This window comes from Streptomyces sp. NPDC005494, from assembly GCF_042872025.1.
Lineage (GTDB): Bacteria > Actinomycetota > Actinomycetes > Streptomycetales > Streptomycetaceae > Streptomyces.
The window spans coordinates 265,450-288,408 of the sequence record NZ_JBIAJR010000007.1; the positions used below are offsets into that span (position 1 = coordinate 265,450).

Below are 22,959 nucleotides of genomic sequence, written 5' to 3' on the forward strand. Positions count from 1 at the left end.
ACGGCCCGGCGCACACGGGCGCTGAGCTCTCGGCCGCGCTCGACCGGCCGCCCGCGTCCTGGGCACGGACCCGTTGGGCCGCTGACTGCGCCGGTTTATCCGCTGGCTGAGCGGTTTCGCACCCCTCTACCATCCGACCGTGACCACGACCCCCGCCGCCGCGCGGACCCAGCAGCGACACACCGGCGGCCCGGGGCACGACGGGGCGGCGGACCACAGCCCGGCCACCGGGCTCAGGTCCCTGATCGGACACACGGACGCCCGTACGCGCTACCGGGGGCTCACCCTGCTGGCCGAGCGGGTGGCCGGGCCCTCGGGGGCCGGGGAAGCGGCGGAACTGGCCCGGCTGCTTCCGCGTGACGTGCCGGAATCGCCGGAGGAGTCGCTGCTCCTGGCCACGCTGTACGGCCGCCTCGGGATCCACCTCCCGGGCCGGCGGCTGCCCGCCTGGCGCACGGCCACGCAGGAGGAACGCGTACGCGTCGCCTGGCTGCGTGCCGAACTCCTCACCGACCCCTCGGCGCTGCGGACCGAGCAACCGGGGGAGCCCTTGTACCAGGCGGTGCGCGGCATCGATGCCGAGGACGCCCCTCGCCCGGACCTGCTCGTGGCCGAACTCGTGGGTTCGACCGCCCCCGCCCTGCGGGCCGAGGCGGTCCGGCTGATACGTCAGGGCCTGCGCGCGGGCCTGCTGGCGCCCGGTCCCGCGAGGGACCTCCTGGCGGGGCTGCTCGCCGCCGAGCCCGCGGCCCCGGTCGTCGCCGCCGCCGTCCTGGAGGAACTGGCCGAGCCGTGGGCGGCCTCCGACCCTCTGCCCGCGGCAGGCTTCGCCCGGCTCCTCGGCCCGGCCGTCGCGGAACCGACGGCGGCTGCGGCCCTCGTCGCCGCCGCCCGGCACGGCCACGGCGCACTGCTGCCACGAACGGCCGCCGACCCCGACGTGCCCCCGAGGGTGCGGCAGCTGGCCATGGAACTCCTCGGTGATCTGGCGGAGCGCGGCGACATCGGCACCCTCCTGGACATCGCAGCCCAGGACCCGCTGCTGCTCGGTGTGCCCGCCGTCAGCTGTCTGCGAGGTCTCCACCGGCGCGGGCACTTCCCCACGGCGGTCCACGTACCCGCCCTCGTAGGGCTGGCACTGGCCGATCACTCGATCGACCCCCGGACGGTCGCGACCGTCCTCTACACCTGCCGCCGTCCGATGCTGGACCTGCTCGTCGACGCCCCCACGGACGCGCCGGACTGGCCGCGGCGGCTCGAACTGCTCGTCGCCCTGGCCGGGCAGGGGACGGGAGACCTCCCCATCGGGGCGGCCGTCACCCGGCTGCTGCCCTTCGCGCGCGTGCCCACGCCGTTCCTCGAAGCGATCCGTGAACTCCGCCACGAGGAAGCGGAGGAGGCCGTGCTCGCCCTGCTTCCGAAAGCCCCCGCGGCGGCTCTCGACACGCTCGAAGCCATCGGCGGACCCCGCACGGTCACCACCCTCAGAGACGCGCTCGGCCCGGACACCGACGGGCGTGGCATCGCTCCCTTCCTGCGCCCCGTGCGCCACCGGGCGCTCGAACTCCTGTGGCAGCTCAACACCGACCCGGACCTTCGGCGCCACCTCCTTGCCCGCTTCGATCCCACCGCTCTGCCCCCGGCCGTCGCCGCCGGGCTCGGAGCCCCGGACGAGCGGGAACTGGCCGTGCTGACCGCAGGCCCGGAGCCCGCCGATCCGGTCACCGCGCTCTGCGCGCTCGCGGCCCACGGCAGTGCTGCCACCCTGCCCGCCGTCGCAGGACTGCTGCTGCGGGTCGTACGGGAACTGGCGGCATCCTGGGAGACGGTGGAGACGGAGCCGCAGGCTGACCGGGCCGAGGAACCCGTCGTGCCCCAGGAGGTCGTGGACGCGGTACGGGCCCTCGGCGGCCGGCTGTACGAGCGGCGCAGCATCCGGCCCTCCTGCCTCCTCGGTGCCCAGGACCCCGAGGAGGCCGGTGACGCGCTGCTGGCGGGGACCGTGCTGGACCTGCTGGACGGGCCGGGCCTGTCGGCGCCTCAGCAGTCCGTCCTGCTGGAAGTCCTCCGGCGGGCACCGTCCGCACGGACGCGCCCCCGCGTGCACCGGCTGCTGCGCCACGGCGACCCGCACGTACGCAAGCAGGCGATCGCGCTCCTGGCGGTGGGCGCGGAGGGCGAGGACGCGCAGGCCCTGTCGGCCACGCTCATCGCGCTGACCCGCGCCGACGACATCCAGACCGTGCGGCAGGCGTTGCTGGCCCTCGGACGGGCCGAGGCCCGCTGGGCGTGCCCGGCGATCACTCCTCTGCTCGCCCACCCCACCATGAACATCAGGAAGACGGCCGCCGCGGCCCTGGTGCGTGCCGGGACACCGGCAGCGGTACCCGGCCTCCTGCGGGCGCTCGGCCGCACCGGCAACCCCGGGCTGCGCACCGGCCTCGTCACGGCACTCCGGGCGGTGCTGGGCGACGCCTGCACATCCACGGTGCTCGCGGCCGCCGAGCGCTCCCCGGGCTCCCGCGAGCGGACGCTGCTGCTCCAGGGCCTCGACGGCGCCCTCGCCTCCCGCACGGTCCTCGCCCTCGCCGACCAGGAATCCCCGGTCGTGTCCGACCTGCTCGACCTGCTCGCGGAAGGCCGGATCCGTCTCGGCGCGGGAGCCGTCGCCGATCTCGCCGAGCTGTCGGCGGGGCACGGCATCACGGTGTCCACCGCCTCCTCCGACGCGGAATCCTGTGCCGAAGCGCTCGTCGCCCGCGGCTGGAACGCCTCGATCGCCCTGCGCCTCGCGAACCGTGCGGACGGCCTGCCGGATGCCCTGCTGTGGAAACTGCGGCCCATGCTGGCCGACTGGCTGCGCCTGGCCAGGGCCGCGCCCGAGGAGCCCGCGCGGCGCGGGATCCTGGGCCTCGTGCTGCGGATGTGCCCGGGCGAGTGGTCGGCCGGGGAGCTGGCACACTTCTCGGATTCCACCCAGGTCCTGGTCGAAGGGCTCGCAGGCGAGGCGGAGCGCCTGCCCCGTCTTCTCGCCGTACTCCAGGCAGTGGCGTCCGGCCTGCCGGGTGCGGAGCGCATGGCGCTCGCCGATGCCGTACGTGCCCTGTCACCGCCGCAGCACGTGCCGGTGCTGCGCCTGCTCCGTGCCTGCGACGCGGTGCTGGGCAGAGCCGATCTCGACCGGGCCTTGGCCGCGGCCCGACTCGACGCCGACGGCCGGGACGCCGGGGCGGCCGTCCTGCGCGAGGTGTTCGGCACACCGGTCCCCTCCGCGCCCGACGCCGAAGCCTGGCGAGCGGGGCTGCGCGCGGCCCTCCGCACGCGGCGAGCGCTGGAGGAGTTCCGGCACGGCGGCATCCCGTCGCCGCCGGGTTCGCGGCAGCGGCTCGCCGCCCTCATGGCTGCCTGGCCCGAAGCCGTCGACGAGGGCGTGCGAGCCCTCCTGCTCGACTGGATGACGGACCTTCAGCCGCTCGGCGTGCCCCCGTGGACTCTCGACGAGACAGCGTGCACGGCTTCGGAAGTCGTACACGACGGCGACGACGGCCGTCCGCGCTCCGCCGCCCGGCGCGCCCGGCTGCTGGCCCTGCTGGACGCTCCCGATGCCGTACGGAGAACGGACGCCGCGCGGCAGCTCCTGGACTGGCCGGAGCCGGAGCCCGCCCGCGTGGTCCTCGGCGAGTATCTCCGGGGGCGCGTCTCCCTGCCGCCGGGAGCCCGCCTGGCCCGGACACTGGCCACGCTCGATCCGGCGGAGCTGGGCGGTGAGGAGATCATGCCCGACAGGCTGATCCGGCTGGCCGGCCAACTCGGGTCCTGGGACCTCGTGCCACTGATCCCACTGCTGCTCGACCGGTGGGAACACGGGCCTGCGGGCCTGCGGGCCGAGACCGCCCACGCCCTGCGCGCGGCGCCCCCCGAAGTGCTGGCAGATCATCTCCGGCCCCGGCTGGAGGCGGGGGCCTGGGGCTTCCTGGACCTGCTGGCCGGCCTGCGGCTCCTCGCCACCCCGGACCTGACGCGCATCCGGGACCGGCTCCGGGCCGAAGGACGCGCAGACCTCGCCGACATGCTCCTCCTGGACGAGGGGCCGGGCTCCCCCGCGGACCCGGCGACCCCGGACGACGTACCCCGAGCGGCTGCCTCCGCGGGCGCGGCCCACCGGCCCGGGCGGGCCGAGCTTGTCCGCCTCGCCCGCACGGGGGGCCCGGAGCAGATCCGCCGGGCCCTGTCCCGACTGGCGGAGGAGCACAACGGGCGAGCCCCGGACCGTGACCCCGCACTGAGGGAGGTGCTCCGAGAACTGCTGGCCCATCCCAGGCCCAAGGTGAGGCTCCACGCCCACCGGACCTCGCGCGCCATGCTGGACCGGCCGGCCCATCTGCTCCACACCGCCGTCCTGCTGGACGACCCGCAGCCGGACATCAGCCGCATGGCGATCAGGACGCTCTGCCGCGCCGCCTGGGAACCCGCCGTTCCTTCGCTGGTCGCCCTGCTCGGACACCGGAACCCTGCGGTCCGCCGCGAGGCCGCCGAAGGGCTGCTGTTGATGGGCGGACCCGCGATCCCCGCCCTGCGGCACGCCTCGGGCCAGGCCAGGCCCGACAAGCGCTCCCGCTACACAGGACTCCTGGACCGGCTCACCGGGGCGGCCGACGGGCCGCTCCCGTGAGTCCTCAGCCGGCACCCTCCCGCTCGGCCAGAGCGACCTGGTGCAGTGTGCGCCCGGTGCGGGCGGAGCGCGCGTGGTACGGATCGGGGGTGCCCGGCCGGTCGTGGACGGCCTGCCGGTCGTCGGCCTTGATCAGCAGCCAGGCCTCCGGTCCCTGGACGCCGTCATCGTCGTCGATGCGGAAACGGGTGAGCGCGAATTCGCCGTGCAGCTTGGCCCCGTCGAGCCAGAACGTGGCATGGCCGTCCGCCAGGGACTCGGCGAACGGCACCGGGGCGCCCGTGAGGTCGTGACTGGTGGGGCGGTAGGTGCCCTGGTCCCAGACGATCACGGTGCCGCTGCCCTGTTCGTCCTGCGGGATGACACCCTCGAACTCGCGGTACTCCAGGGCGTGGTCGTCCGTCGGCACGGCAAGCCGTTTGTCACGTGGGTTGTCCGAGGGACCACGTGGCACCGCCCAGGACTTCAGGACGCCGTCGACCTCGAGCCGGAAGTCGAAATGCATACGCCGGGCGTCGTGGATCTGCACCACGAAACGCCGTGTGCTCTCGCTGTCCACGACTGATCCTTCCGCCGGTGCGGTCGGACGGTGCGCCCTTGCCGGGCCGAGGCCACGCGAGTCCGCACAGTCCCTGTCTCCACTGTGCCGCCGCCGAGGGCAGGCCGCATGGCGGCGGCACGCGCGCAGGCACGTCAGCCCGCGTACCGTTCGAGCGCGGCGTCGGCGGCAGCGCCCGAGCGGTGCCACCGGGTGGTGACCGGCTCCCAGACCCGGATCCCGTCCGGCGCCCCCAGCGAGGCCGCGCCGAACGTCCTGCCCCGGTGAGCGGGGTCGCCGGCGACCGTCAGCCGGTCCACCACCCGCAGCTCCGTGGCCGCCGGGTCCAGGGTGCGTACCGCGGCGTACACGCGGCCTCCGGCAGGAACCCGGTAAGGGCCGCTCTCCGTGTCGGGTACCGGGAGGGCCGGGCCGTCCAGATCACCGAAGACCACCGTGGGCACACGGTCGACCACGCAGGCGTGCCGGCTGCGGTTGGTGACGGTGATCCGCAGGGTCTCCGGCTGTCCGGAAGGACCGGCGGACACCTTCAGGACGTTCTCCAGGCACTTCGGGGGAGTGGGGGCGACGGCCCCGGCGGAGGAGACGGTGGCGGCGCCGGCCGGCGCCGCCAGAGCGACGGCCACGGCGAGGGCGAGGGGAGCGGCGACTTCGGTACGGATGCGCATGAGTTGTCCGTTCCCGTCCGCGGCCAGTTCTACCCGCACCCGCCCGGTCTGGACCAGATCCTTGACGGGTCATCGGCCACTGCTTTAAATCAAGTATTGAAAGATGCGCATGGCATGAGCAAGCCAAGCGTTCACCTCTCAGTGCAAATCTGTCATGCGCATGACGGTCCCCCCACCGGAAATGATGTGATGTCCGTGCCATCCCCCCACCGCACGACGCACCGCCCCTCCAAGCGGCGTCGCGCGACGCTGTACGCGCTCTCCCTGCTCTGCTGCTCCGCCGTCCTCACCGCCCTTCCCGCCGGAGCCTCGGCCGCACCCGACCCCCACACGGCTGCGTCCTCCACCGCTCCGAGGAACGCGCAGGCCCTGGCGTTCGCCGATGAGTTCGACGGGCCCGCGGGCTCCGCCGTCGACGGCGGCAAGTGGCTGACCGAGACCGGTGACAACGTCAACAACCATGAGCGGCAGTACTACACGGCGGGCACCAACAACGCCGCGCTCGACGGCCAGGGCAACCTGGTCATCACCGCCCGCAAGGAGAACCCCGGCAACTACCAGTGCTGGTACGGCAGATGTGAGTACACGTCCTCCCGTCTGAACACCTCGGGCCGGTTCACCTCGACGTACGGGCACGTCGAGAGCCGGATGAAGATCCCGCGTGGGCAGGGCATCTGGCCGGCGTTCTGGATGCTGGGTGCCGACATCGGCAGTGTGGGCTGGCCCAACAGCGGTGAGATCGACATCATGGAGAACGTCGGCTTCGAGCCGGGCACCGTCCACGGCACCCTCCACGGTCCCGGTTACTCCGGCTCGGGCGGGATCGGCGCCGGTTACACCCTGCCAGGCGGCGCCGCCTTCGCGGACGCCTTCCACACGTTCGCGGTGGACTGGTCTCCCAACTCGATCACCTGGTCCGTGGACGGCACCGTCTACCAGCGCCGCACACCCGCCGACCTCAACGGCAACGCCTGGGTGTTCAACAAGCCGTTCTTCCTCATCCTCAACCTCGCCGTCGGCGGCTACTGGCCCGGCGACCCGGACGGCAGCACCAGCTTCCCCCAGCAACTCGTCGTGGACTACGTCCGCGTGACCACCGGGGACTGAGTACCGGTGCGGACCGGCGGCGGCCACCGCCGCCGGTCCGGCCCACCGACGTAGCATGATCCGCATGGAACAGCGCACACTCGGCAGGACCGGCCGTGACGTATCGGTCGTAGGACAGGGCACATGGCAGCTGGGCGGGGACTGGGGTGAGGTGCGGGAAGCCGATGCCTTCGCCGTCCTCGACGCGGCCGTCGAGTCGGGCGTCACCTTCTTCGACACGGCGGACGTGTACGGCGACGGCCGCAGCGAGCAGCTCATCGGCCGCTACCTGAAGGAACGGCCGGACGCGGACGTCTTCGTCGCCACCAAGATGGGCCGCCGCACCGAACAGCTCCCCGCGAACTACGTGCTGGACAACTTCCGCGCCTGGAACGACCGCTCGCGCGCCAACCTCGGCGTCGACACCCTCGACCTCGTACAGCTGCACTGCCCGCCGACGGCGGTCTACTCCTCGGACGCGGTGTACGACGCGCTCGACACGCTCGTCGCCGAGCAGAAGATCTCCGCCTACGCGGTGAGTGTCGAAACGTGCGCCGAAGCGCTCACCGCCATCGCGAGGCCGGGCGTCGCCAGCGTCCAGATCATCCTCAACCCGTTCCGCCTCAAGCCGCTCGACGAGGTCCTCCCCGCCGCCGTGGAGGCCGGGGTCGGCATCATCGCGCGGGTGCCTCTCGCCTCGGGGCTGCTCTCCGGCAAGTACACCGCCGACACTGTCTTCGCTCCCGACGACCACCGCACGTACAACCGCCACGGCGAGGCGTTCGACCAGGGAGAGACCTTCTCCGGCGTCGACTACGCGACCGGCGTGTCCGCCGCCACGGAGTTCGCCGGGCTCGCTCCGGCCGGCGTCACCCCGGCACAGACGGCGCTGCGCTGGGTCATCCAGCAGCCCGGGGTCACCAGCGTCATCCCTGGTGCGCGTTCGGTCGAGCAGGCCGTCGCCAACGCCTCCGCCGCCGCGCTGCCCCCGCTGCCGGAGAGCACGCTGCAGGCGGTGCGCGACCTCTACGACCGGCGGATCCGCGCACAGGTCCACGCGCGCTGGTGAAGCGGACGGTTCAGTCGTCCCCTTCGTCCTGCCCCTCGCCGTCCTGAGCGGGACCGCCGGCGGAGCCGGCTGACGAGTCCGCCGCGGGATCGGCCTGGCCCGGCGTTCCGACGCCGGCGGTGGGCGTGGAGCCGGGAGCCGGGGTGTCCGCCGCGCCGGTGTCCGGGGCGAAGAGGATCGTCCCCAGATACACCGCGGCGAGGAAGGCGACCGTGCCGGCGACCGCGCTCGCCACCCGTGGGCGACGGCGTATGGCCTCGCTCGTGCTGATCCGGCGCGTGGAGGCGGATCTGGGCGCCCGGGGTGCGGGTGCCGCCCGTCTGCGTCCGGTGGCCTGCGGCAGGCGGTAGGTCGACACGCCCCCGGTGGCGGGTGAGCCTGGAGCGGGGGCCTGCGCCGGGGCGGGCCGGGGCGCCGGTCGCGGGGCGGCCGGCGCGTGCCGGGGGAGCGGTTCGGGACGCCCCCGCCAGGCATCCGTGCGGAACCAGTCGGAGACCTGCTGCGCGCTCGGCCGGTCCTCGGGCTGCTTCGCCAGCAGGCCCAGCAGATACGAGTCGAAGGCGGGCGAGACGTCGGCACCCCGCTGCCGCACCGGCACCGGCGGCGTGTCCACGTGCTGGTAGAGCGTCGCGGTCGCGGTGTCGGAGCGGAACGGCGGCTGCCCGACCAGCAACTGGTAGATGACACAGCCGAGTGAGTACATGTCCGAGGCGGAGTCGGCCGTGCGGCCCAGGGCCCGCTCCGGGGCCAGATACAGACTCGTACCGACGATGTGGCCCGCCGTGGTGAGAGCCGTCGAGGGATCGTCGACGAACTGCGCGATGCCGAAGTCCCCGATCTTCACGGACCCGTCGGCGTCCAGCATCAGGTTGCCGGGCTTGATGTCGCGGTGGACGATGCCCTGCCGGTGGGCCGCGGCGAGGCCGGCGGCGGCCTCTCCGGCGATACGGGCCACCTGCTCGGGATGGACGGTCTCCTGGGACTCCAGCAGATCGCCGAGACTCCTGCCCTCGACGAGCTCCATCACCAGATAGAAGCGGTCCTCCCACGAGCCGAAGTCGAACACGGCCACCAGGTGAGGGTGGCTCAGGCGCGCGGCGGTCTGTGCCTCCAGGCGGAAGCGGGCGGTGGACGAGGCATCGGCCTGGTCGCCCAGCAGCAGTTTCACCGCCACGGCCCGCCCCAGCACTTCGTCCGTGGCGCGCCACACCTCACCCATACCGCCACGGCCGATGGGGGATATCAGCCGGTACCGCCCAGCAACCAGCACCTGTGCTCACCAATCTCGAATTGTGGCCCGCTCCGAACTGCCGCGGCGGCGACCTCATCGGGCTCATCGCCTCGGTACGGTGCGTCGGGGTGCGCGGCGTGATCAGGATATCCGCCCTCCGGGCCTCCGCTCGCCCGGCCGGGGGCGGGACAGCCGAATCCGGTCAATCGCCAGGTCGCAGCGGCGCGTTCTGTTCGGCGGAGAGCCAGTCCAGCACTGCGGCAGCTGTGAACTCGGCCTGCCCGCCCGGGAAGAGCAGCTCCGCCAGCGCGAACACCGCCCCGTCCGCCGCCGCTCGGGCGTCGGGAACCGCGACACAGCGCATCCCCGCCGCGTGCGCGGCCAGGACCCCGGGCACGGCGTCCTCCAGCACGACGCAGGAGCCCGGCTCCGCCCCGAGCCGCCTGGCCGCCTCCAGGAACACGTCGGGCTCCGGCTTGCCCTGGGCCACCTCCTCCGCCGACACGTACAGAGGGAGGTACGCGTCCAGCCCCGTGACCGCGAGCGTGGCGGCGATCGCGGCCCTGGAGGACCCCGAGGCCACCGCCATCGGCACCCCGTGTCCGTGCAGCCGCTCGACGAGTGTGAGCATCTCGGGGAAGACGGTGGTGGACGCCCCGGCGAGCTCCAGATAGAGGGCGTTCTTGCCCGCCAGCAACTCGTCGACCGGCGCCTGGATGCCGTACTCCGCGCGCAGGGCGGTCAAGGTCTCACGGGTGCCGATCCCGATGAAGCGGGTGTGGTTCTCCCAGCTGAAGTCCCGCACGCCGTACCGGGCGAGGAGCCGGCGCCCCGCCTCGTAGTAGTTCGGCTCGCTGTCGACGAGCGTGCCGTCGAGGTCGAAGAGGACGGACGGTGCCGGGACGCGCGGGGTCTTCATGACCCCCAGCATGCCCGACGGTGATCAGCCCGGGCCGCCCGCAGCCCGCCCCACGGCCTCGACCAGCGGCAGCACCCGATGGGCCACTCGTTCGCGCAGGGCGACCTCGGTCCGGGTCCTGACCACGCCGGGGAGCTGGATCAGCCGCTGGATGACGTCCTCCAGATGCCCGTTGTCCCGCGCCACGACGCGCGTCAGCAGATCCCCGCCGCCGGTGGTGGAGAACGCCTCGATGATCTCCGGTACGGCGGCGAGCGCGTTCCCGACCTCGTCCAGATGTCCCTGGGTGACCTCCAGGTGGACGAAGGCGAGCACCGGATGACCGAGGGCGGCGGGCGACAGGGCCGGGCCCGTCCCCGTGATCACCCCGTCCCGCTCCAGCCGGTCCAGACGAGCCTGGAGGGTGCCGCGTGCCACCCCGAGGATGCGCGCGTACTCGCGCACGCTGGTGCGGGGCTGCTCGATGAGCAGCCGCAGGATGCGGGTGTCGAGGGCGTCCACCGCCATGTCCGGCCGTGCTCCTCCTGGCTGGGTGATCAGTGGCACGACTGTACCCAGCGCCCGCTCCCGCGGCCTCATGGGACCGGGACATACCCGGACGCCGCGCTCCACCCTGGCAGGGGGAAGTCCGCCTCATGACCGCGGCCGTCCTCGGCCACCACGAGATGCGCCTGGAGGTCCCGCGGGCCCGTCGTACTCCGACGCGGTACCCCTCCGGCGGACGTGCAGCGGGACAGCACACGAGGAACCGGGCGGGGTGACAGCCGGAGCCCGGCCACCCGGAGTCCGGCACCCGGCTTTGGCACCCGGCACCTGGCCACCCGGCACCTGGCCACCCGGCACCTGGCCACCCGGCACCCGGCCACCGGATCCCCACCACCCGGATCCCGGCCACCCTGCACCCGGCCGCGCGACACTCTGCACCCGGCCGCGCGGCACCCGGCACCCGGCCGCGCGGTGACGCAGTGGCGCGGCGGCGGGTGAACTCAGACCGCGGACCAGCCGTTGTCGACGGGGAGGATCGCCCCGTTGATGTTGCTCGCGGCGTCGGAGGCGAGGAAGACGATGGCCGCCGCCTGCTCGTCCGCCGCCGCGGGTGAACCGACGTTGCCCATGTAGGGGGCGAGGGCGGCGGGCCCGTGGGCGCCCCGGTCGGCCTCGACGCGGATGTTCGTGATGGTGCCGCCGGGGGCGATGGCGTTCGACCGGATCCCCTTGTCGCGGTACATGACGGCCAGCGACTTGGTCAGGCCGGCGATGCCGTGCTTGGACGCGGTGTAGGCCGCGCCCGCCGCGCTGCCTCTCAGCGAGGCCTCCGACGCGGTGAACACCACGGCGCCCTTGCCGGCGGCGAGCATGTGCGGCAGGACGGCCCGGGTGAGGCGGAACGGGGCCGTGAGGTTGATGCCGATGACCCGCTCCCACTCGTCGTCACCGGTGTCGGCCGCCGCCGACATGCTGTCCATGATCCCGGCGTTGTTGACCAGGACGTCTATCCCGCCGAACTCCTCAACGGCGGTCGCCGCGACCTGGTCGACGACAGCCTGGTCCCGCAGATCACCGATCACGGTTGCCGCGGTGCCCCCGGCCCGGGTGATCTCCTCGGCCACGGCCTGGGCGCCCACGGGGTCGACGTCGGCGACCACGATGCGCGCGCCCTCCTCCGCGAAGCGCAGGGCGGTGGCACGGCCGATGCCCGATCCGGCGCCGGTGACGATGATGCTGCGGCCGGGGCCGTTGGGGGTGACGCTCACGGAAGGCTCCTCGCGGTCGGTGATGGCTCTGGCACGCTACCTTTAATGGCGTGTGGTGCCAAAATGGCGAACCGCGCCAGAAAAGGGAGTCGCTACGATGGCCCGAGCGGAAGGAAGGTGGCCGTAAGCCGTGGAAATCGCACACGCCGGGACGGAAGGCCGCCCCTCCGTCGCCTCCGGGGACCCTTCTGGCACCACCGGGAGGCCGGGAACGCCCGGGGCCTCCACCGCTTCCGTCGAGGCCGGGGTCGCCGGCGCCCCCGGGGCTTCCGCAGAAGGGGGCGCCCGCCTCGGCCGGCCCCCACTGACCGAACGGCGCAAGGCCGCCACCCGTCTGGAGATCGCGCGCGAAGCCGTACGGCTGTTCGCCGAACGGGGTGTGGCTGCCACCACCGCCGACGAGATCGCCGCCGCTGCCGGAATCTCGCAGCGGACGCTGTGGCGCTACACCTCGTCGAAGGAGCTGTGCGTCCGACCGCTGCTGACCTACGCGCTCGACTCCGTCACCGTCCTCATGCGGTCGTGGCCGCGCGACAAGCCGTTGTCCGAGGCCGTCGCCGGCGGCCCGTCCTCGCTCACGGAGGCGTCGCCCCCGACCGACGCCGAAGCCCTGCGCGACCTGGTCCTGCTGACCCGCACCGAGCCCGGGTTGCGTGCGGTCTGGCTCCAGGTGCACCACGACGCCGAGCTGGTCTTCGCCGAGGTCGTCGCCGAACGCACCGGCCACCGGCCTGACGACCTGGAACCGAGGGTGCAGGCGACCCTGCTCAACGGCGCCCTGCGCATCGGGGTCGAGCAGTGGGCGTGGGGCCCGGATCCCCGGCCGGAGTCACTCCCGGGTGCCATCGCCCGCGCACTGGGCCTCGCCCGGGCCGGCCTGTCCAGCTGAGGAGGACCGGTGCCGCAGCGGCCTCAGCCTCCGCTGCGGCCACTGGGGGATTCGGCGTCGTCCCCTGGCCCTCGCAGGGCATGCGCAGGCGTAGTACCAACCTTCTCGCCGGTCGAAGCATGCCGCCAGGAGCGGGAGTTGGCGGCAGTTCCGCAAGGACGAAAAGCTCGGCCCCACAGGGCCCGGCTGACACCGTCCGTGGTCACGGGCCATGCGGAACGCGGGCTGGAGGCTTCAGAACAGGGCGCGAGGGCCGTTCGTGGGTGCACGCGGCCACACGTGTCCGGCCGAGGGCACCGTCGTTGATCAGGCCATGAACCTGCGGTCGTTGTCCCTCACGCTCGTCGCCCTGCTGAGCACGGCGGGTTGCGTATCCGTACAGGCCGAACCGGACAGGCCCGCCCCCGCGGTCTCGGCGCGCCCCGGCAACGCGCCCGCCGCGCACGCGTCCACGGCACCGACAGCGCCCCCGGCCGTGCACGACGGACTCGGGAAGTCCGAGGAGCGGCAGGATCGTGGGAGCGGGAAGAAGCGGAAGAAGGAGGAGGCGGGCGACCCGGCCCGGCGGGCGGGTGCCGTCGCGCCGCCGGCGCGCCGGGAGACCGGTGGCCAGCCGCGCAGGGCGGTGCCCGTCCGTCCCGAGCCGCCACGCCGCGGGGGCACACCTCGCCGGGCCCAGCCTCGGCAGGCCTACGACATGCGTAGCGTCTGCGCGACGGGCCAGGGGGTGGCGTCCGCCGAGATCGTCGACCTGTGCCGCACGACGTACGGCCGTTGACATGGCCGTCGGGGGATCGGTGGCACGGCTTCCACTCGGGAGATCGTCGTGGTCGAGATGCCCGGGCGGGCGGCGCCCCACCGGGAGCTCGCCGGTACGCCGCCCAGCCACTCGCCGGTACATCGCCGGTCGGGCGAAGGCGCGCTGACGGAACCGCCGCACCACGGGCGGACCGCGCACCTTGCCTGTGGTGCCGTGACGCTCTGGCCGCGCAGGAGCCGGGGCACGTGTAGGGGAGGTGCCCCGCCTCCGGAGGCGGGGGGCGGACATGGCCGGCGGGTCCGTACGCTGCGCAAGGCAGCGGCGTACGGCCTTCCTGCCGTCCAGTCGGTGCGGCGCACCGTCGCGGCCGCCGGCCGCGCCTGCCGTCCCGGCCCGCACCGACCGAGCATGGAGTGTCCAGCAGTGAGGATTGTGACCACGTCGTCGCCCGACGAGGGGGTGCGGAGCCGTCCTGGGCGGGCGCTCGCTCTCATCGCGCTGGCCACGTTCCTGTCCATGAGCGTCTGGTTCTCCGCGTCGTTCGTCGTCCCCCAGTTGCGGCAGATGTGGCATCTGAGCAGCGGCGAGAGCTCGTTCCTCACGATCGCCGTACAGCTGGGCTTCGTGGCCGGGGCTCTCACCCTCACCGCGACGGGGCTGGCCGATGCCGTACCGGGGCGCCGCCTGATGTGCGTCGGTGCCCTCACCGCGGCGGTGATGAACCTGATGCTGCTGTGGGCGCCGGGGTTCACCGTCGCGGTCCTGCTCCGGGCCGTCACCGGCGCCTGCCTCGCCGCGGTCTACCCGCCGGCGCTCAAGGAGGTGTCGACCTGGTTCCGGGAGGGACGCGGCACCGCCCTGGGTGTCATGATCGGCGCGCTGACCCTCGGCTCCGCGGCGCCGCAGCTGGTCAAGGCCACCGGAGGTGTCGACTGGCGCATCGTGATCGTGGCGACGTCGGTCCTCACCGCCCTGGGCGGCCTCGCCACACTGCTCATCCGGCATTCGGGCCCGTACCCGTTCCCCACGTCGGACTTCAGCCTGCGCTCCGCCCTGCGGGCCGGCCGCAACCGTCAGGTGCTGCTGGCCGACATCGGATACGCGGGGCACATGTGGGAGCTGTACGCCATGTGGGCCTGGATCGGGACCTTCCTGGCCGGCCTGGACGGTTTCGCGCACCGTGCGGACGGGCCTCGGCTCGCCGCGCTGGCCGCCTTCCTCTGTATCGGCGTCGGCGCGGTGGGCTGCCTCGTCGGCGGCCGGATCAGTGATCGCAGGGGCCGCGCGCAGTCGGCGATGATCAGTCTCAGCTGCTCGGGGGGTGCCGCGGCCGTGCTGGCGTTCGCCCACCACCTGCCGCTGCCGGTCGTTCTGGCCCTGAGCGTGTTCTGGGGCTTCTGGGTGATCGCCGACTCCGCCCAGTTCTCCGCCATGGTGACCGAGAACGCCGATCAACGGTACGTCGGCAGCGCCGTGTCGCTGCAGCTCGCCATCGGGTACGTGACCACGGCGGTGACGATCTACCTCGTGCCGGTCCTGGCCGACGCAGTCTCCTGGACGGCGGCACTCCTCGTCCTCGTCCTGGGGCCGGTCGTCGGAATCGGGGCCCTGCTGGCCTACCTCAGGCCCCCCGCCGAGCACACCTGAAGCGAGCGCCGGGCCGCCTGGGGTGGCGGACTGCTCCGGGCGCCGGTATCGGCGCCCGGGGCACGTGTCACATCGTCGGCGCCTGCTCGATGAACGTGTCCAGCACCCCGTCGGCGACCTTGATCGTGCCCTGCGGGCGGGTGGTGCCAGGGATCGTGGTGTACGCGGCTGCCCGCTTCGCGAGCTCCGCCGCCTCGGCGAAGTCGCTCTCCCCGGACCCCGAGTGCAGCCGGGTCCGCAGACCGTCCAGGGTGGCCTCCAGCGAGCTGCCCCAGGCGTCGAGGGCGTCCAGCCACGGCTTCGTCTGCGCCAGGAAGGCCGGGTCCCGGACACCGGCCCGGATCTGCGCGGGAGCCCCGGCCAGCACCTCGGCGTAGGCGCCGAGCTCACGCAGTGCGGCCTGCCGGCGGGCGCGGTCCCCGCCGGCCCAGGCCTCGGTGAAGTCCGCCAGCCGTGCGCCCAGTTCGGGTGCCTGGGGCTGCCAGTCCGTGTCGCCGAAGGTCGGTGCCAGATGCTGGGTGTCGAAGAAGGCCAGCAGTGCCCGGGTGGTCGCCGGGTCGCCGTCGGCCAGGTAGCGGGCCGCCGCGCGCCAGGTGCGCCCGGGGTCGTAGTCCTCGTCATTCCAGGCGAACGAGGCCCCGCCGAAGAGCGCGACCTTGCTGGCCGCTGCCTGGTTCATCGGGTTGAGCACGATGCCGCTCAGCGCCTTGTGCAGCCCGGCCTCGCGCTTGTCGTACGGGGCCATCAGCAGCCGGCCCGTCGTCTGCCCGTAGTCGTTGACGGGGTAGTTGTCCCAGAGAAACACCTTCCGCCCCCATACCGTCGACGCCGCTTCGGCGTCCGCCACGCTGATCGACGGGGGGACGACGTCCGTGCCGGTCCACTGCACGACCACCTTAGGGTCCAACTGCGCGCGCAGCACGGACTTGTAGGCGCTGTCGGAGGTGTCGGAGTACTCCGTGGGCACGAACTGGAGCGGCTCGGCATCCGGACGGGTGTCGATGAAGTCGTGTTGTACGGCGTTGAGCAGGTCGGCCTGCGCCTGTCCCGCGCTGCCCCTGCCCGGCGCGCCGTACTTCTCCTCGTCGGCGTCGCAGTTCCACCTGGTGTAGCTGATGTCGTCCAGCGCCACGTAGAAGCTGCGGGCCCCCTGGTCGTACAGGGTGCCCAGCTTGGCCTTCAGGGCGTTCACGTCGGCCGGGTCGCTGTAGCAGACGGACAGGCCGGGGGAGAGGGCGTAGGTGAAGTCGACGTGGTGGGCGGTGGCCTGCTCGATCAGTTCACGCAGGTCGGCCAGTTCGTCGGCGGGGTAGGGGGCGCGCCACTCCTCCCTGAGGTAGGCGTCGTCCTTGGGGGTGTAGATGTAGGTGTTGGCCTTGATGTCGCCGTAGAAGGCGAGCTGGTCGAGCCGGTCGGCGTGCGACCAGGGCGCGCCGTAGAAGCCCTCGATGCTGCCGCGCAGGGGCATGGCCGGGTGGTCGGTGACCGACACGGCCGCGATGCTGTGCTTGCCGGTCACCAACTGCCGCAGTGTCTGAGCGGCGTAGTAGACGCCGTCGCCGTCGTTGCCGGCGAGCACGACGGTGTCGTCACGCGAGACCAGGGAGTAGCCCTCCGCGACCGGGGCGTCCGGCACGGTACCGCCCGAGGCGCGCAGGGCCTCGGCCACCGCCGGGTCCTCGACGGAACCGGCCACGACGGTGAGTTCCGCCCGGCGCGCGCGAGGCGCCGGGGAGGCGTCCTGCGCCTCGACGGTGTCGACACGACCGGCACCGGCGGAGGCCAGCGCCTTCTTGACGACTTCGACGCTCGCGGTGTCCACGCCGTCGCCCAGGACGAGGCGCACGCGGTCGGGAACACGGAGGTCACGCCCCGTGGACTCCATGTGCTGCGGGGTGGGTGTGACGACGGGTGGGGCTGTCGGCCGCGCCGCGCGGGAAACAGGCGGCGCCGCGACGGCCGAGGACTGCCCGGCCGCCTGGGCGGGAGCCGCGAGGGTACCGAAGGCGAGCAGGGCCGCGGCTCCGAGGAGCGGGAGCCGGGGGACGCGGGGAAGACAGTACGGATGGCTTTCAGGCATACGGGACACTGCACCTCCACGGAAGTGGACCATCACATTCAGGTGGTGGAGTGGTCTAAACCACCACTCCATGGCGCCGCTGTCAAGATCCGGAACAGACCTGTGTGCCGCGGCGCACGTCGGGCCGGCGGGGACCGGTCGCACCCCGCGCCGGGCCGCCGTGACCCCGGGACGGAGGGGTGGTCCGTTGGTCCGGCCAGGGTCGGGCCGCGAGAAACTGCGCTGGGCCATTGGTACAGCTGAGCGAGCCTCGGTTGAACCAGTAGCCGCTCAGGTGCTGAGATGGTCCTGTCAATGGCGCCGCGGGTCCCCTTCTCGGGATCTCTGTGGCGCCTTTCTCATGTCTGGACCGGTCAGTGTGAAAGGGACGGGGCAACTTGCTGAAGAGGGCATTCGTCGCGCAGGACCCGGGGCGGCTGCGGCTGCGGTTCGCGTCCCGGGCCGTGCTCGGCATCGGGCTCGCCGTCGCGGTCTGCGGGGCTGTCGGGCACTCGCAGGCGGCGGCCATCCTCGGTGGCCTGGCCGCGCTGCTCGCGCTGTTCACGGTGACCGACCCCACGGTGCGCGGGCAGGCGTGCACGACCGCGCTGCTCCCCGTCGCCGGCCTTCCGGTGCTCACGCTCGCCGCCGTGCTGCACGACGTGCCCGTCGCGCGCGACCTGGCGTTTCTCGCCGTCGTGGGAGCAGGGGTGTACGCCCGGCGCTGGGGACCTCGCGGCCACTCGCTGGGCGTGTTCGGCTTCATGTCCTACTTCTCCGCCCAGTTCCTCCACACCGTGCCCGGTGACCTTCCCGAGCTGTACGCGGCCGTGTTGCTGTCGCTCGGCGCGTCGTCGCTGGTGCGGTTCGGGCTGTGGTGCTACGAGCGGCGGCTCCCCGTACCCGTGGCAGTCGCCCTCCCCGACAGTGCGCGAGGGCTGGGGCGGATCACGACGCGCCACGCGGTGCAGGCGACGCTCGGGGCGGGATTCGCGCTCGGGGTGGGGCAGGTCCTCTCCGACCAGCGGTGGTACTGGGCGGTCGGCGCGACCTGGTGGGTGTTCGTGGCCACGACCTCGAGAGGCGAGATCGTCGTACGAGGCTTCAGGCGCTTCCTCGGGACCGTGCTCGGGATCGGGCTGGGCTTCGCCGTGGCCGTGCCGCTGCACCATGAGCCGGTCGTGGTGGGCGTGGTCGTCGCCGTCAGCGTGTTCGGGATCTTCTACACCGCCGCCGTCTCCTACACCTGGATGATGCTGGCCGTGACCGCGATGGCGAGCATGCTCTACGGGGTCCTCGGCGTGCTCGACGCCGGTCTGCTCGTGCTCCGGGTGACCGAGACGGCGGTCGGGGCGCTGGGTGCCGTGATGGCGGTGCTGCTCGTGCTGCCGGTCACCACGCACTCGGTGACCGAGGCGTGGGTGGAGCGGGCGCTGCGCTGTGTACACGCCTGCACGGAGGAGGCCGCCGCGCTGCTCGCCGGGAGTGAGGGCGCCGACCCGCCCCGGCGCGTCGCCGAACTGGAGGCGATCCTCGGCCGCCTGCGCTTGTCGCTCACGCCGCTGGTGCACCCGCTCAACCCGATGCGGGCCCGCAAGCGCCGGGCGCGGCAGATTCTCGAGCTGCTCGACGACTGCGCGCGCGAGGTGCGCGGCCTGGCCTCGGTCGCCGCCGACCCCGAAGCCTCGCACGACGTCCGGCTCGCCGCGGCCTGCTGGCGGGTGGAGGCGGCTGTCGAGGCGCTCACCGATGCGCCCGCCGTCAGCAGGCACCCTGGTCCTCACGGCGCGTCGGCCGCGGAGCCGACGGGTGCCGAGCAGGTGCTGGCCCACCTCCACGCGCTCGAGCGGACCCTGCTGCAACTCGCAGTGCCCCTGCGCAGGGCCGGCCGCGTCCCGGCCGGGGCCTGAGCCTCACGCGCAGGCGCCGCGGACGGCGCATATTGGTCTGGACCAAAAAGCGCTGCCTGCTACCGTCGGTCGTGAAGATCGTGGCGTAGGCGAAGAGGGGTGGCGCGATGAGCGCGCACGGTGCCGTACGGGCATTCATAGGGTCGTTCACCTCGGCGGGAGGCCGCGGGATCACCGTGGCCGCCGTCGACCGGGACACCGGGGCGCTGACGCCGCTCGCGTCCACGGAGGTCGTGGCGGACCCGTCGTACCTCGCGGTCGGGCGCGCATCCGAGACGGGTAACACCCTCCTCTACACGGTCAGCGAGACCTCGGAAGGCGCCGTCGCGGCGTTCGCGGTCGACGAGGACGGCACGCCCCGGCTGCTCGGCGACGTCCGGCCGGTGGACGGCAGCAGCCCCACCCACCTGAGCCTCGCCGCGGACCATCTGCTCACGGCCAACTACGGCTCCGGCAGCGTCACCGCTCTGCCCGTGCTGTCGGACGGCTCGCCCGGTCCGGCCGCCTGCGTGCTGCGGCACGAGGGCAGCGGGCCCGACGCCTCCCGTCAGGAGGGCCCGCACGCGCACCAGGTGCTCGCCGATCCGTCGGGGAAGTGGGTGCTGAGCGTGGATCTCGGTACGGACTCCGTACGCGTCTGCGTCCTCGATCCCCGTACAGGAGCCCTGCGGCAGCACGACGAGACGGCGCTGCGCCCGGGCACCGGTCCGCGCCATCTCGCGTTTCACCCGTCCGGGGGACACGCCTACGTCCTGAACGAGCTGGAACCGACCGTCACGGTGTGCCGCTGGGACGCCGCCGCCGGGCGGCTGGAGCCGGTCGGCGAGACTCCGGTGCTCCCTCATGACGCGTACGCGGAAGACGGCGAGGGCCGGACGTACCCCTCCGAGCTGGTGGTCTCGCACGACGGCCGGTTCCTCTGGACGGCCAACCGCGGGCACGACAGCATCTCGGTGCTCACCCTCGACGAGACGGCCGAGAAGCCCGTCCTGGCGGCTGCCGTGGGCTGTGGTGGGCACTGGCCCCGTGACCTGGCCCTCGACCCCACCGGGCAGTGGCTGTACGCCGCCAACGAGCGCTCCGGGAACGTCGGCTGGTTCGCCGTGGACGCGGAGACGGGAATCCCGACCCATGTGGGCTCCGTGGACGCCCCGGCCGCCTCCTGCGTGGTGTTCGCCTGAGCGTCCTGAGGTCCTGGGGCCCCGGGCGTCCCCCGCGTACCTGAGGGCCCTGAGGTCCTGAGCGTGCGGACCTCGGGGCCCTGAGCGTCCTCGGGGTCCGGAACCCGGGTTCTGAGCGCCCGGACCCGCGCATCCTGGGAGCGCTGAGCCGCCCTGCGCGCCTGGAGCCCTCAGGGTGCCCTGAGAGCCTTGAGCGGCATCCTCGCGCCCGCCCAGGTGCCTGAGCCGCCGCAGGAGCCGGAGAGCGGCGCGGACCGGAGGAAACCGGTCCGCGCCGCTCTCCGGTCGCGGGGCAGGCGGGATCAGTGCGCCTGGGCTCCCTGCGGCGTGGCCGGGGTGATGCCGAGCGCCGTCGCGTACAGCGAAAGCACGAGCTTGCCGATGGCCGGGTATGCGCCGAGAGGCTCGGCGGTCGCGCAGCCGGCCTCCTTCGCGGCGGCGTCCAGCAGGCCATCCTCGATCTCCGGGCCCACGAGGTACGGCGCCAGCGCGAGCTGCGCGGAGCCGGAGTTCTGCAGCTGCGCGGCGATCGAGGCGACCGAACCCTCCACGTCCAGGGCGGCGGCCATCACCGGCACCGCGAGGCGCGCGGCCAGCAGCATGCCGGTGATCCCGGCGGCCTGGACGGCCTCCTCGCCGCCGACCGTGGCCAGCACGATGCCGTCGGCCGCGGTCGCGACCGTGAAGAGCCGTGCACGGTCGGCGCGGGCCAGCCCGGCCTCCGAGAGGCGGACGTGCAGTGCCTCGGCGAGCAGCGGGTGCGGTCCGAGTACGTCGGTCAGCTCGGCCTGCGTACCGCTGTCCATGACCGCCTGCCGTATGCGCCGCATCGTGGCGCTGTCCGGCCCCGCGAGGAGCGGCACCACGACGGCGGACGGCCCCGAGGGCACGGGGACCTCACGGCCCGCGGCGGTGGCCTGCTCGTAGCGAGCGGTGCGCTCGGCTGCGGCGTGGGTGAGTACGGAGGCGAGCGTGGAGTATTCGGCGTCGTCGCCGTCGAGGTAGCCGATCCGGGCATTCAGGCCGGGCAGCTCGGAACGGGCGATGCTGATCACTTCCTCGGCCAGGCTGCGCGAGGCCGAGGAAGGGGTACCGGGAACGGCGAGAACGAGCGCGGCAGCGCCCTCAGGTGCGACCACGGGCTCCGGGCGGCGGTGCCGTCCGGACTGGCGAGGTCGCGGCATTCGTACAGGCAGGCCGGAAGCGGGCCCAGTGGGGGTGCTCATGGCGCCGCATGCTACTGGTTTTGGGTACCCCTCTGTTCGGGGAGGGGGCGACCAGGCGTCATCTGTCCATATATGTCTGCTCGGCGGCAAAGCGGGCGACTGGCCCGCTCTGTCCGGGGGCACAGTTGACCGATCCGGTCACGTCGCTCCCGGTACGAACAGCAGGGTCGGGTGGGGTGGCAGTCGCAGCCCGGCCCCCGGCGCCGCGAGGGCTCGGGCCATCTCCAGCGCCCCGTGCAACGGGTCGCCGGCGGCCGGCACCACCCGCGCCCGGGGAAGCTGCTGCGTCAATTCCCGGTGCAGGGGCCCGAGAAGCGGTTCGCCCATCCGGAACAGTCCTCCGGTCAGAGCGACTTCGGGAGCGCCGGAACGGGGGCCCTCGGATGCCGGGCACACCGCGGCGGCGGCCTCCGCGATGTGCGCGGCCGCCTCCCGCAGGATCCGCGCGGCCACGTCGTCGCCGGCGGCGCAGGCCCCGACCTCCGGGGCGAACGAAGCGAGCAGGGCGGGGCGGTCCGTTCGGGGATACAGCAGGCCCGGCAGTCCGGTGGGGGGTCCGAAGACGGCCTCCGCCCTGGCCAGCAGGGCGGCCGAACCTCCGCGCCGGCCGTCGTGGGCGCGCATCGCGGCGTCCAGTCCCGCTCTCCCGATCCAGGCACCGCCACCGCTGTCGCCCAGCAGGTGCCCCCAGCCGTCCGCCCTGCGCCACGTCGTGAGGTCGGTGCCGAGCGCGATCATGCCGGTGCCGCCGGCCACGACCGCCCCGGGGCGCTGCCCCAGGGCTCCGGCGTACGCGGTCACGGCGTCCGCCGCCAGGGCCACCCGTCGCACACCCAGGGCCTGCGCGAGGGCCGAGGGCAGCCGCTCGCGCAGCTGGCCTCCGAGGGTCGCCATGCCCGCCGCGCCGATCGCAGCGGCGACGACCTGTCCCGTCCCGGCCCGGTCCAGCAGCTCGCCCACGGCGGGCAGCAGTTGCTCGAGCAGGTGCGCGGCGTCGATGCCGGCCGCCCCTGTCCGCACGGGTTCGGCGCAGACCGACGTCAGGGCAGGGTGCTCGCCGTCCACAGGCCCGAGCGCCACCCTCAGCCCGGAACCGCCCGAGTCCACCCCGAGGACGAACGCGTCCGGTGCGGGGGCGGTCACCGAAGCCTCCGGATCGCCGCTCCGGCGGCGGGCGCCGCGGTCACCGGCTGCAACGGGCACCTTCGCCTTCGGGCGAACGCCGGTACGGCCTCATGGGCGGGCTCCAGGGGACGGAGGACTGAAGACGTGCGGCACCCTACCGCTCGAAGCCGCTCCGTGGGGCCACATGATCACGTCGGCCGTGTA

General features: G+C 73.5%; 17 protein-coding genes. 8 read left to right on the forward strand and 9 right to left on the reverse strand.

Going from position 1 to position 22,959, the window contains the following annotated elements; translation table 11 throughout:
• Positions 1 to 139: 139 nt before the first annotated feature.
• On the forward strand, positions 140 to 4,672 hold the full coding sequence (locus ACFYQ6_RS21775; protein ID WP_388764388.1) for a HEAT repeat domain-containing protein: 4,533 nt from the start codon (positions 140 to 142) through the stop codon (positions 4,670 to 4,672).
• A 4-nt stretch (positions 4,673 to 4,676) separates the two neighbouring features.
• Here ACFYQ6_RS21775 and ACFYQ6_RS21780 read toward each other — a convergent pair whose 3' ends face one another.
• Together ACFYQ6_RS21780 and ACFYQ6_RS21785 are read right to left on the reverse strand one after the other, a co-directional pair.
• Positions 4,677 to 5,360, reverse strand: coding sequence for a DNA polymerase ligase N-terminal domain-containing protein (locus ACFYQ6_RS21780; RefSeq protein WP_388764543.1), 684 nt, complete (start codon positions 5,358 to 5,360; stop codon positions 4,677 to 4,679).
• Between the two features lie 5 nt (positions 5,361 to 5,365).
• Positions 5,366 to 5,899 carry a DUF4232 domain-containing protein gene (locus ACFYQ6_RS21785; protein ID WP_361580464.1) on the reverse strand — a complete coding sequence of 178 codons (534 nt, stop codon included), beginning with the start codon at positions 5,897 to 5,899 and terminating at the stop codon, positions 5,366 to 5,368.
• A gap of 189 nt (positions 5,900 to 6,088) precedes the next feature.
• Here ACFYQ6_RS21785 and ACFYQ6_RS21790 point away from each other — a divergent pair, with 189 nt between their 5' ends.
• Complete coding sequence (locus ACFYQ6_RS21790; protein WP_388764390.1) at positions 6,089 to 7,006, forward strand: family 16 glycosylhydrolase; 918 nt, start codon at positions 6,089 to 6,091, stop codon at positions 7,004 to 7,006.
• A 55-nt stretch (positions 7,007 to 7,061) separates the two neighbouring features.
• A complete protein-coding gene (locus ACFYQ6_RS21795) occupies positions 7,062 to 8,054 on the forward strand; it encodes an aldo/keto reductase (RefSeq protein ID WP_388764391.1) in 993 nt (330 codons plus the stop codon).
• A gap of 10 nt (positions 8,055 to 8,064) precedes the next feature.
• Here ACFYQ6_RS21795 and ACFYQ6_RS21800 read toward each other — a convergent pair whose 3' ends face one another.
• The 4 genes from ACFYQ6_RS21800 to ACFYQ6_RS21815 all read right to left on the reverse strand — a co-directional run bounded on the left by ACFYQ6_RS21800 (position 8,065) and on the right by ACFYQ6_RS21815 (position 11,958).
• Positions 8,065 to 9,273, reverse strand: a complete 1,209-nt coding sequence (locus tag ACFYQ6_RS21800; protein ID WP_361580730.1) for a serine/threonine-protein kinase — start codon at positions 9,271 to 9,273, stop codon at positions 8,065 to 8,067.
• A 214-nt stretch (positions 9,274 to 9,487) separates the two neighbouring features.
• A complete protein-coding gene (locus ACFYQ6_RS21805; RefSeq protein ID WP_361580460.1) occupies positions 9,488 to 10,204 on the reverse strand; it encodes an HAD family phosphatase in 717 nt (238 codons plus the stop codon).
• 24 nt (positions 10,205 to 10,228) lie between these two features.
• On the reverse strand, positions 10,229 to 10,711 hold the full coding sequence (locus ACFYQ6_RS21810; RefSeq protein WP_361580458.1) for an Lrp/AsnC family transcriptional regulator: 483 nt from the start codon (positions 10,709 to 10,711) through the stop codon (positions 10,229 to 10,231).
• A 479-nt stretch (positions 10,712 to 11,190) separates the two neighbouring features.
• Positions 11,191 to 11,958 carry an SDR family NAD(P)-dependent oxidoreductase gene (locus ACFYQ6_RS21815; protein WP_361580456.1) on the reverse strand — a complete coding sequence of 256 codons (768 nt, stop codon included), beginning with the start codon at positions 11,956 to 11,958 and terminating at the stop codon, positions 11,191 to 11,193.
• Between the two features lie 304 nt (positions 11,959 to 12,262).
• Here ACFYQ6_RS21815 and ACFYQ6_RS21820 point away from each other — a divergent pair, with 304 nt between their 5' ends.
• From ACFYQ6_RS21820 to ACFYQ6_RS21830, 3 genes are all read left to right on the forward strand, one after another.
• The gene (locus ACFYQ6_RS21820; RefSeq protein WP_361580727.1) at positions 12,263 to 12,847 is read left to right on the forward strand and encodes a TetR family transcriptional regulator; all 585 of its coding nucleotides are present in this window, start codon (positions 12,263 to 12,265) and stop codon (positions 12,845 to 12,847) included.
• A 313-nt stretch (positions 12,848 to 13,160) separates the two neighbouring features.
• Positions 13,161 to 13,625 carry a hypothetical protein gene (locus ACFYQ6_RS21825; RefSeq protein WP_388764394.1) on the forward strand — a complete coding sequence of 155 codons (465 nt, stop codon included), beginning with the start codon at positions 13,161 to 13,163 and terminating at the stop codon, positions 13,623 to 13,625.
• 405 nt (positions 13,626 to 14,030) lie between these two features.
• On the forward strand, positions 14,031 to 15,254 hold the full coding sequence (locus ACFYQ6_RS21830) for a nitrate/nitrite transporter (RefSeq protein WP_388764396.1): 1,224 nt from the start codon (positions 14,031 to 14,033) through the stop codon (positions 15,252 to 15,254).
• Positions 15,255 to 15,321: 67 nt separating this feature from the next.
• Here the strand turns inward: ACFYQ6_RS21830 and ACFYQ6_RS21835 are convergent, their stop codons facing one another.
• Positions 15,322 to 17,334, reverse strand: a complete 2,013-nt coding sequence (locus ACFYQ6_RS21835) for a beta-N-acetylglucosaminidase domain-containing protein (RefSeq protein ID WP_388764398.1) — start codon at positions 17,332 to 17,334, stop codon at positions 15,322 to 15,324.
• Between the two features lie 377 nt (positions 17,335 to 17,711).
• Here ACFYQ6_RS21835 and ACFYQ6_RS21840 point away from each other — a divergent pair, with 377 nt between their 5' ends.
• Both ACFYQ6_RS21840 and ACFYQ6_RS21845 read left to right on the forward strand, forming a co-directional pair.
• Positions 17,712 to 19,223, forward strand: a complete 1,512-nt coding sequence (locus ACFYQ6_RS21840; RefSeq protein ID WP_388764400.1) for an FUSC family protein — start codon at positions 17,712 to 17,714, stop codon at positions 19,221 to 19,223.
• 107 nt (positions 19,224 to 19,330) lie between these two features.
• Positions 19,331 to 20,404, forward strand: coding sequence for a lactonase family protein (locus tag ACFYQ6_RS21845; protein WP_388764402.1), 1,074 nt, complete (start codon positions 19,331 to 19,333; stop codon positions 20,402 to 20,404).
• A 302-nt stretch (positions 20,405 to 20,706) separates the two neighbouring features.
• On the opposite strand, the gene ACFYQ6_RS21850 is transcribed toward ACFYQ6_RS21845, so the two are convergent.
• Complete coding sequence (locus ACFYQ6_RS21850; RefSeq protein ID WP_361582886.1) at positions 20,707 to 21,630, reverse strand: hypothetical protein; 924 nt, start codon at positions 21,628 to 21,630, stop codon at positions 20,707 to 20,709.
• Between the two features lie 138 nt (positions 21,631 to 21,768).
• Positions 21,769 to 22,773, reverse strand: a complete 1,005-nt coding sequence (locus tag ACFYQ6_RS21855) for a BadF/BadG/BcrA/BcrD ATPase family protein (protein ID WP_361582884.1) — start codon at positions 22,771 to 22,773, stop codon at positions 21,769 to 21,771.
• Between the last annotated feature and the right edge of the window lie 186 nt (positions 22,774 to 22,959).

Excerpts from the sequence above, each read along its gene's own strand:
- ACFYQ6_RS21785 (WP_361580464.1), bottom strand. The coding sequence starts at position 5,899 with ATGCGCATCCGTACCGAAGTCGCCGCTCCCCTCGCCCTCGCCGTGGCC.
- ACFYQ6_RS21790 (WP_388764390.1), top strand. The coding sequence starts at position 6,089 with ATGTCCGTGCCATCCCCCCACCGCACGACGCACCGCCCCTCCAAGCGG.
- ACFYQ6_RS21795 (WP_388764391.1), top strand. The coding sequence starts at position 7,062 with ATGATCCGCATGGAACAGCGCACACTCGGCAGGACCGGCCGTGACGTA.
- ACFYQ6_RS21800 (WP_361580730.1), bottom strand. The coding sequence starts at position 9,273 with ATGGGTGAGGTGTGGCGCGCCACGGACGAAGTGCTGGGGCGGGCCGTG.
- ACFYQ6_RS21805 (WP_361580460.1), bottom strand. The coding sequence starts at position 10,204 with ATGAAGACCCCGCGCGTCCCGGCACCGTCCGTCCTCTTCGACCTCGAC.
- ACFYQ6_RS21810 (WP_361580458.1), bottom strand. The coding sequence starts at position 10,711 with ATGGCGGTGGACGCCCTCGACACCCGCATCCTGCGGCTGCTCATCGAG.
- ACFYQ6_RS21825 (WP_388764394.1), top strand. The coding sequence starts at position 13,161 with ATGAACCTGCGGTCGTTGTCCCTCACGCTCGTCGCCCTGCTGAGCACG.
- ACFYQ6_RS21835 (WP_388764398.1), bottom strand. The coding sequence starts at position 17,334 with ATGCCTGAAAGCCATCCGTACTGTCTTCCCCGCGTCCCCCGGCTCCCG.
- ACFYQ6_RS21845 (WP_388764402.1), top strand. The coding sequence starts at position 19,331 with ATGAGCGCGCACGGTGCCGTACGGGCATTCATAGGGTCGTTCACCTCG.
- ACFYQ6_RS21850 (WP_361582886.1), bottom strand. The coding sequence starts at position 21,630 with ATGAGCACCCCCACTGGGCCCGCTTCCGGCCTGCCTGTACGAATGCCG.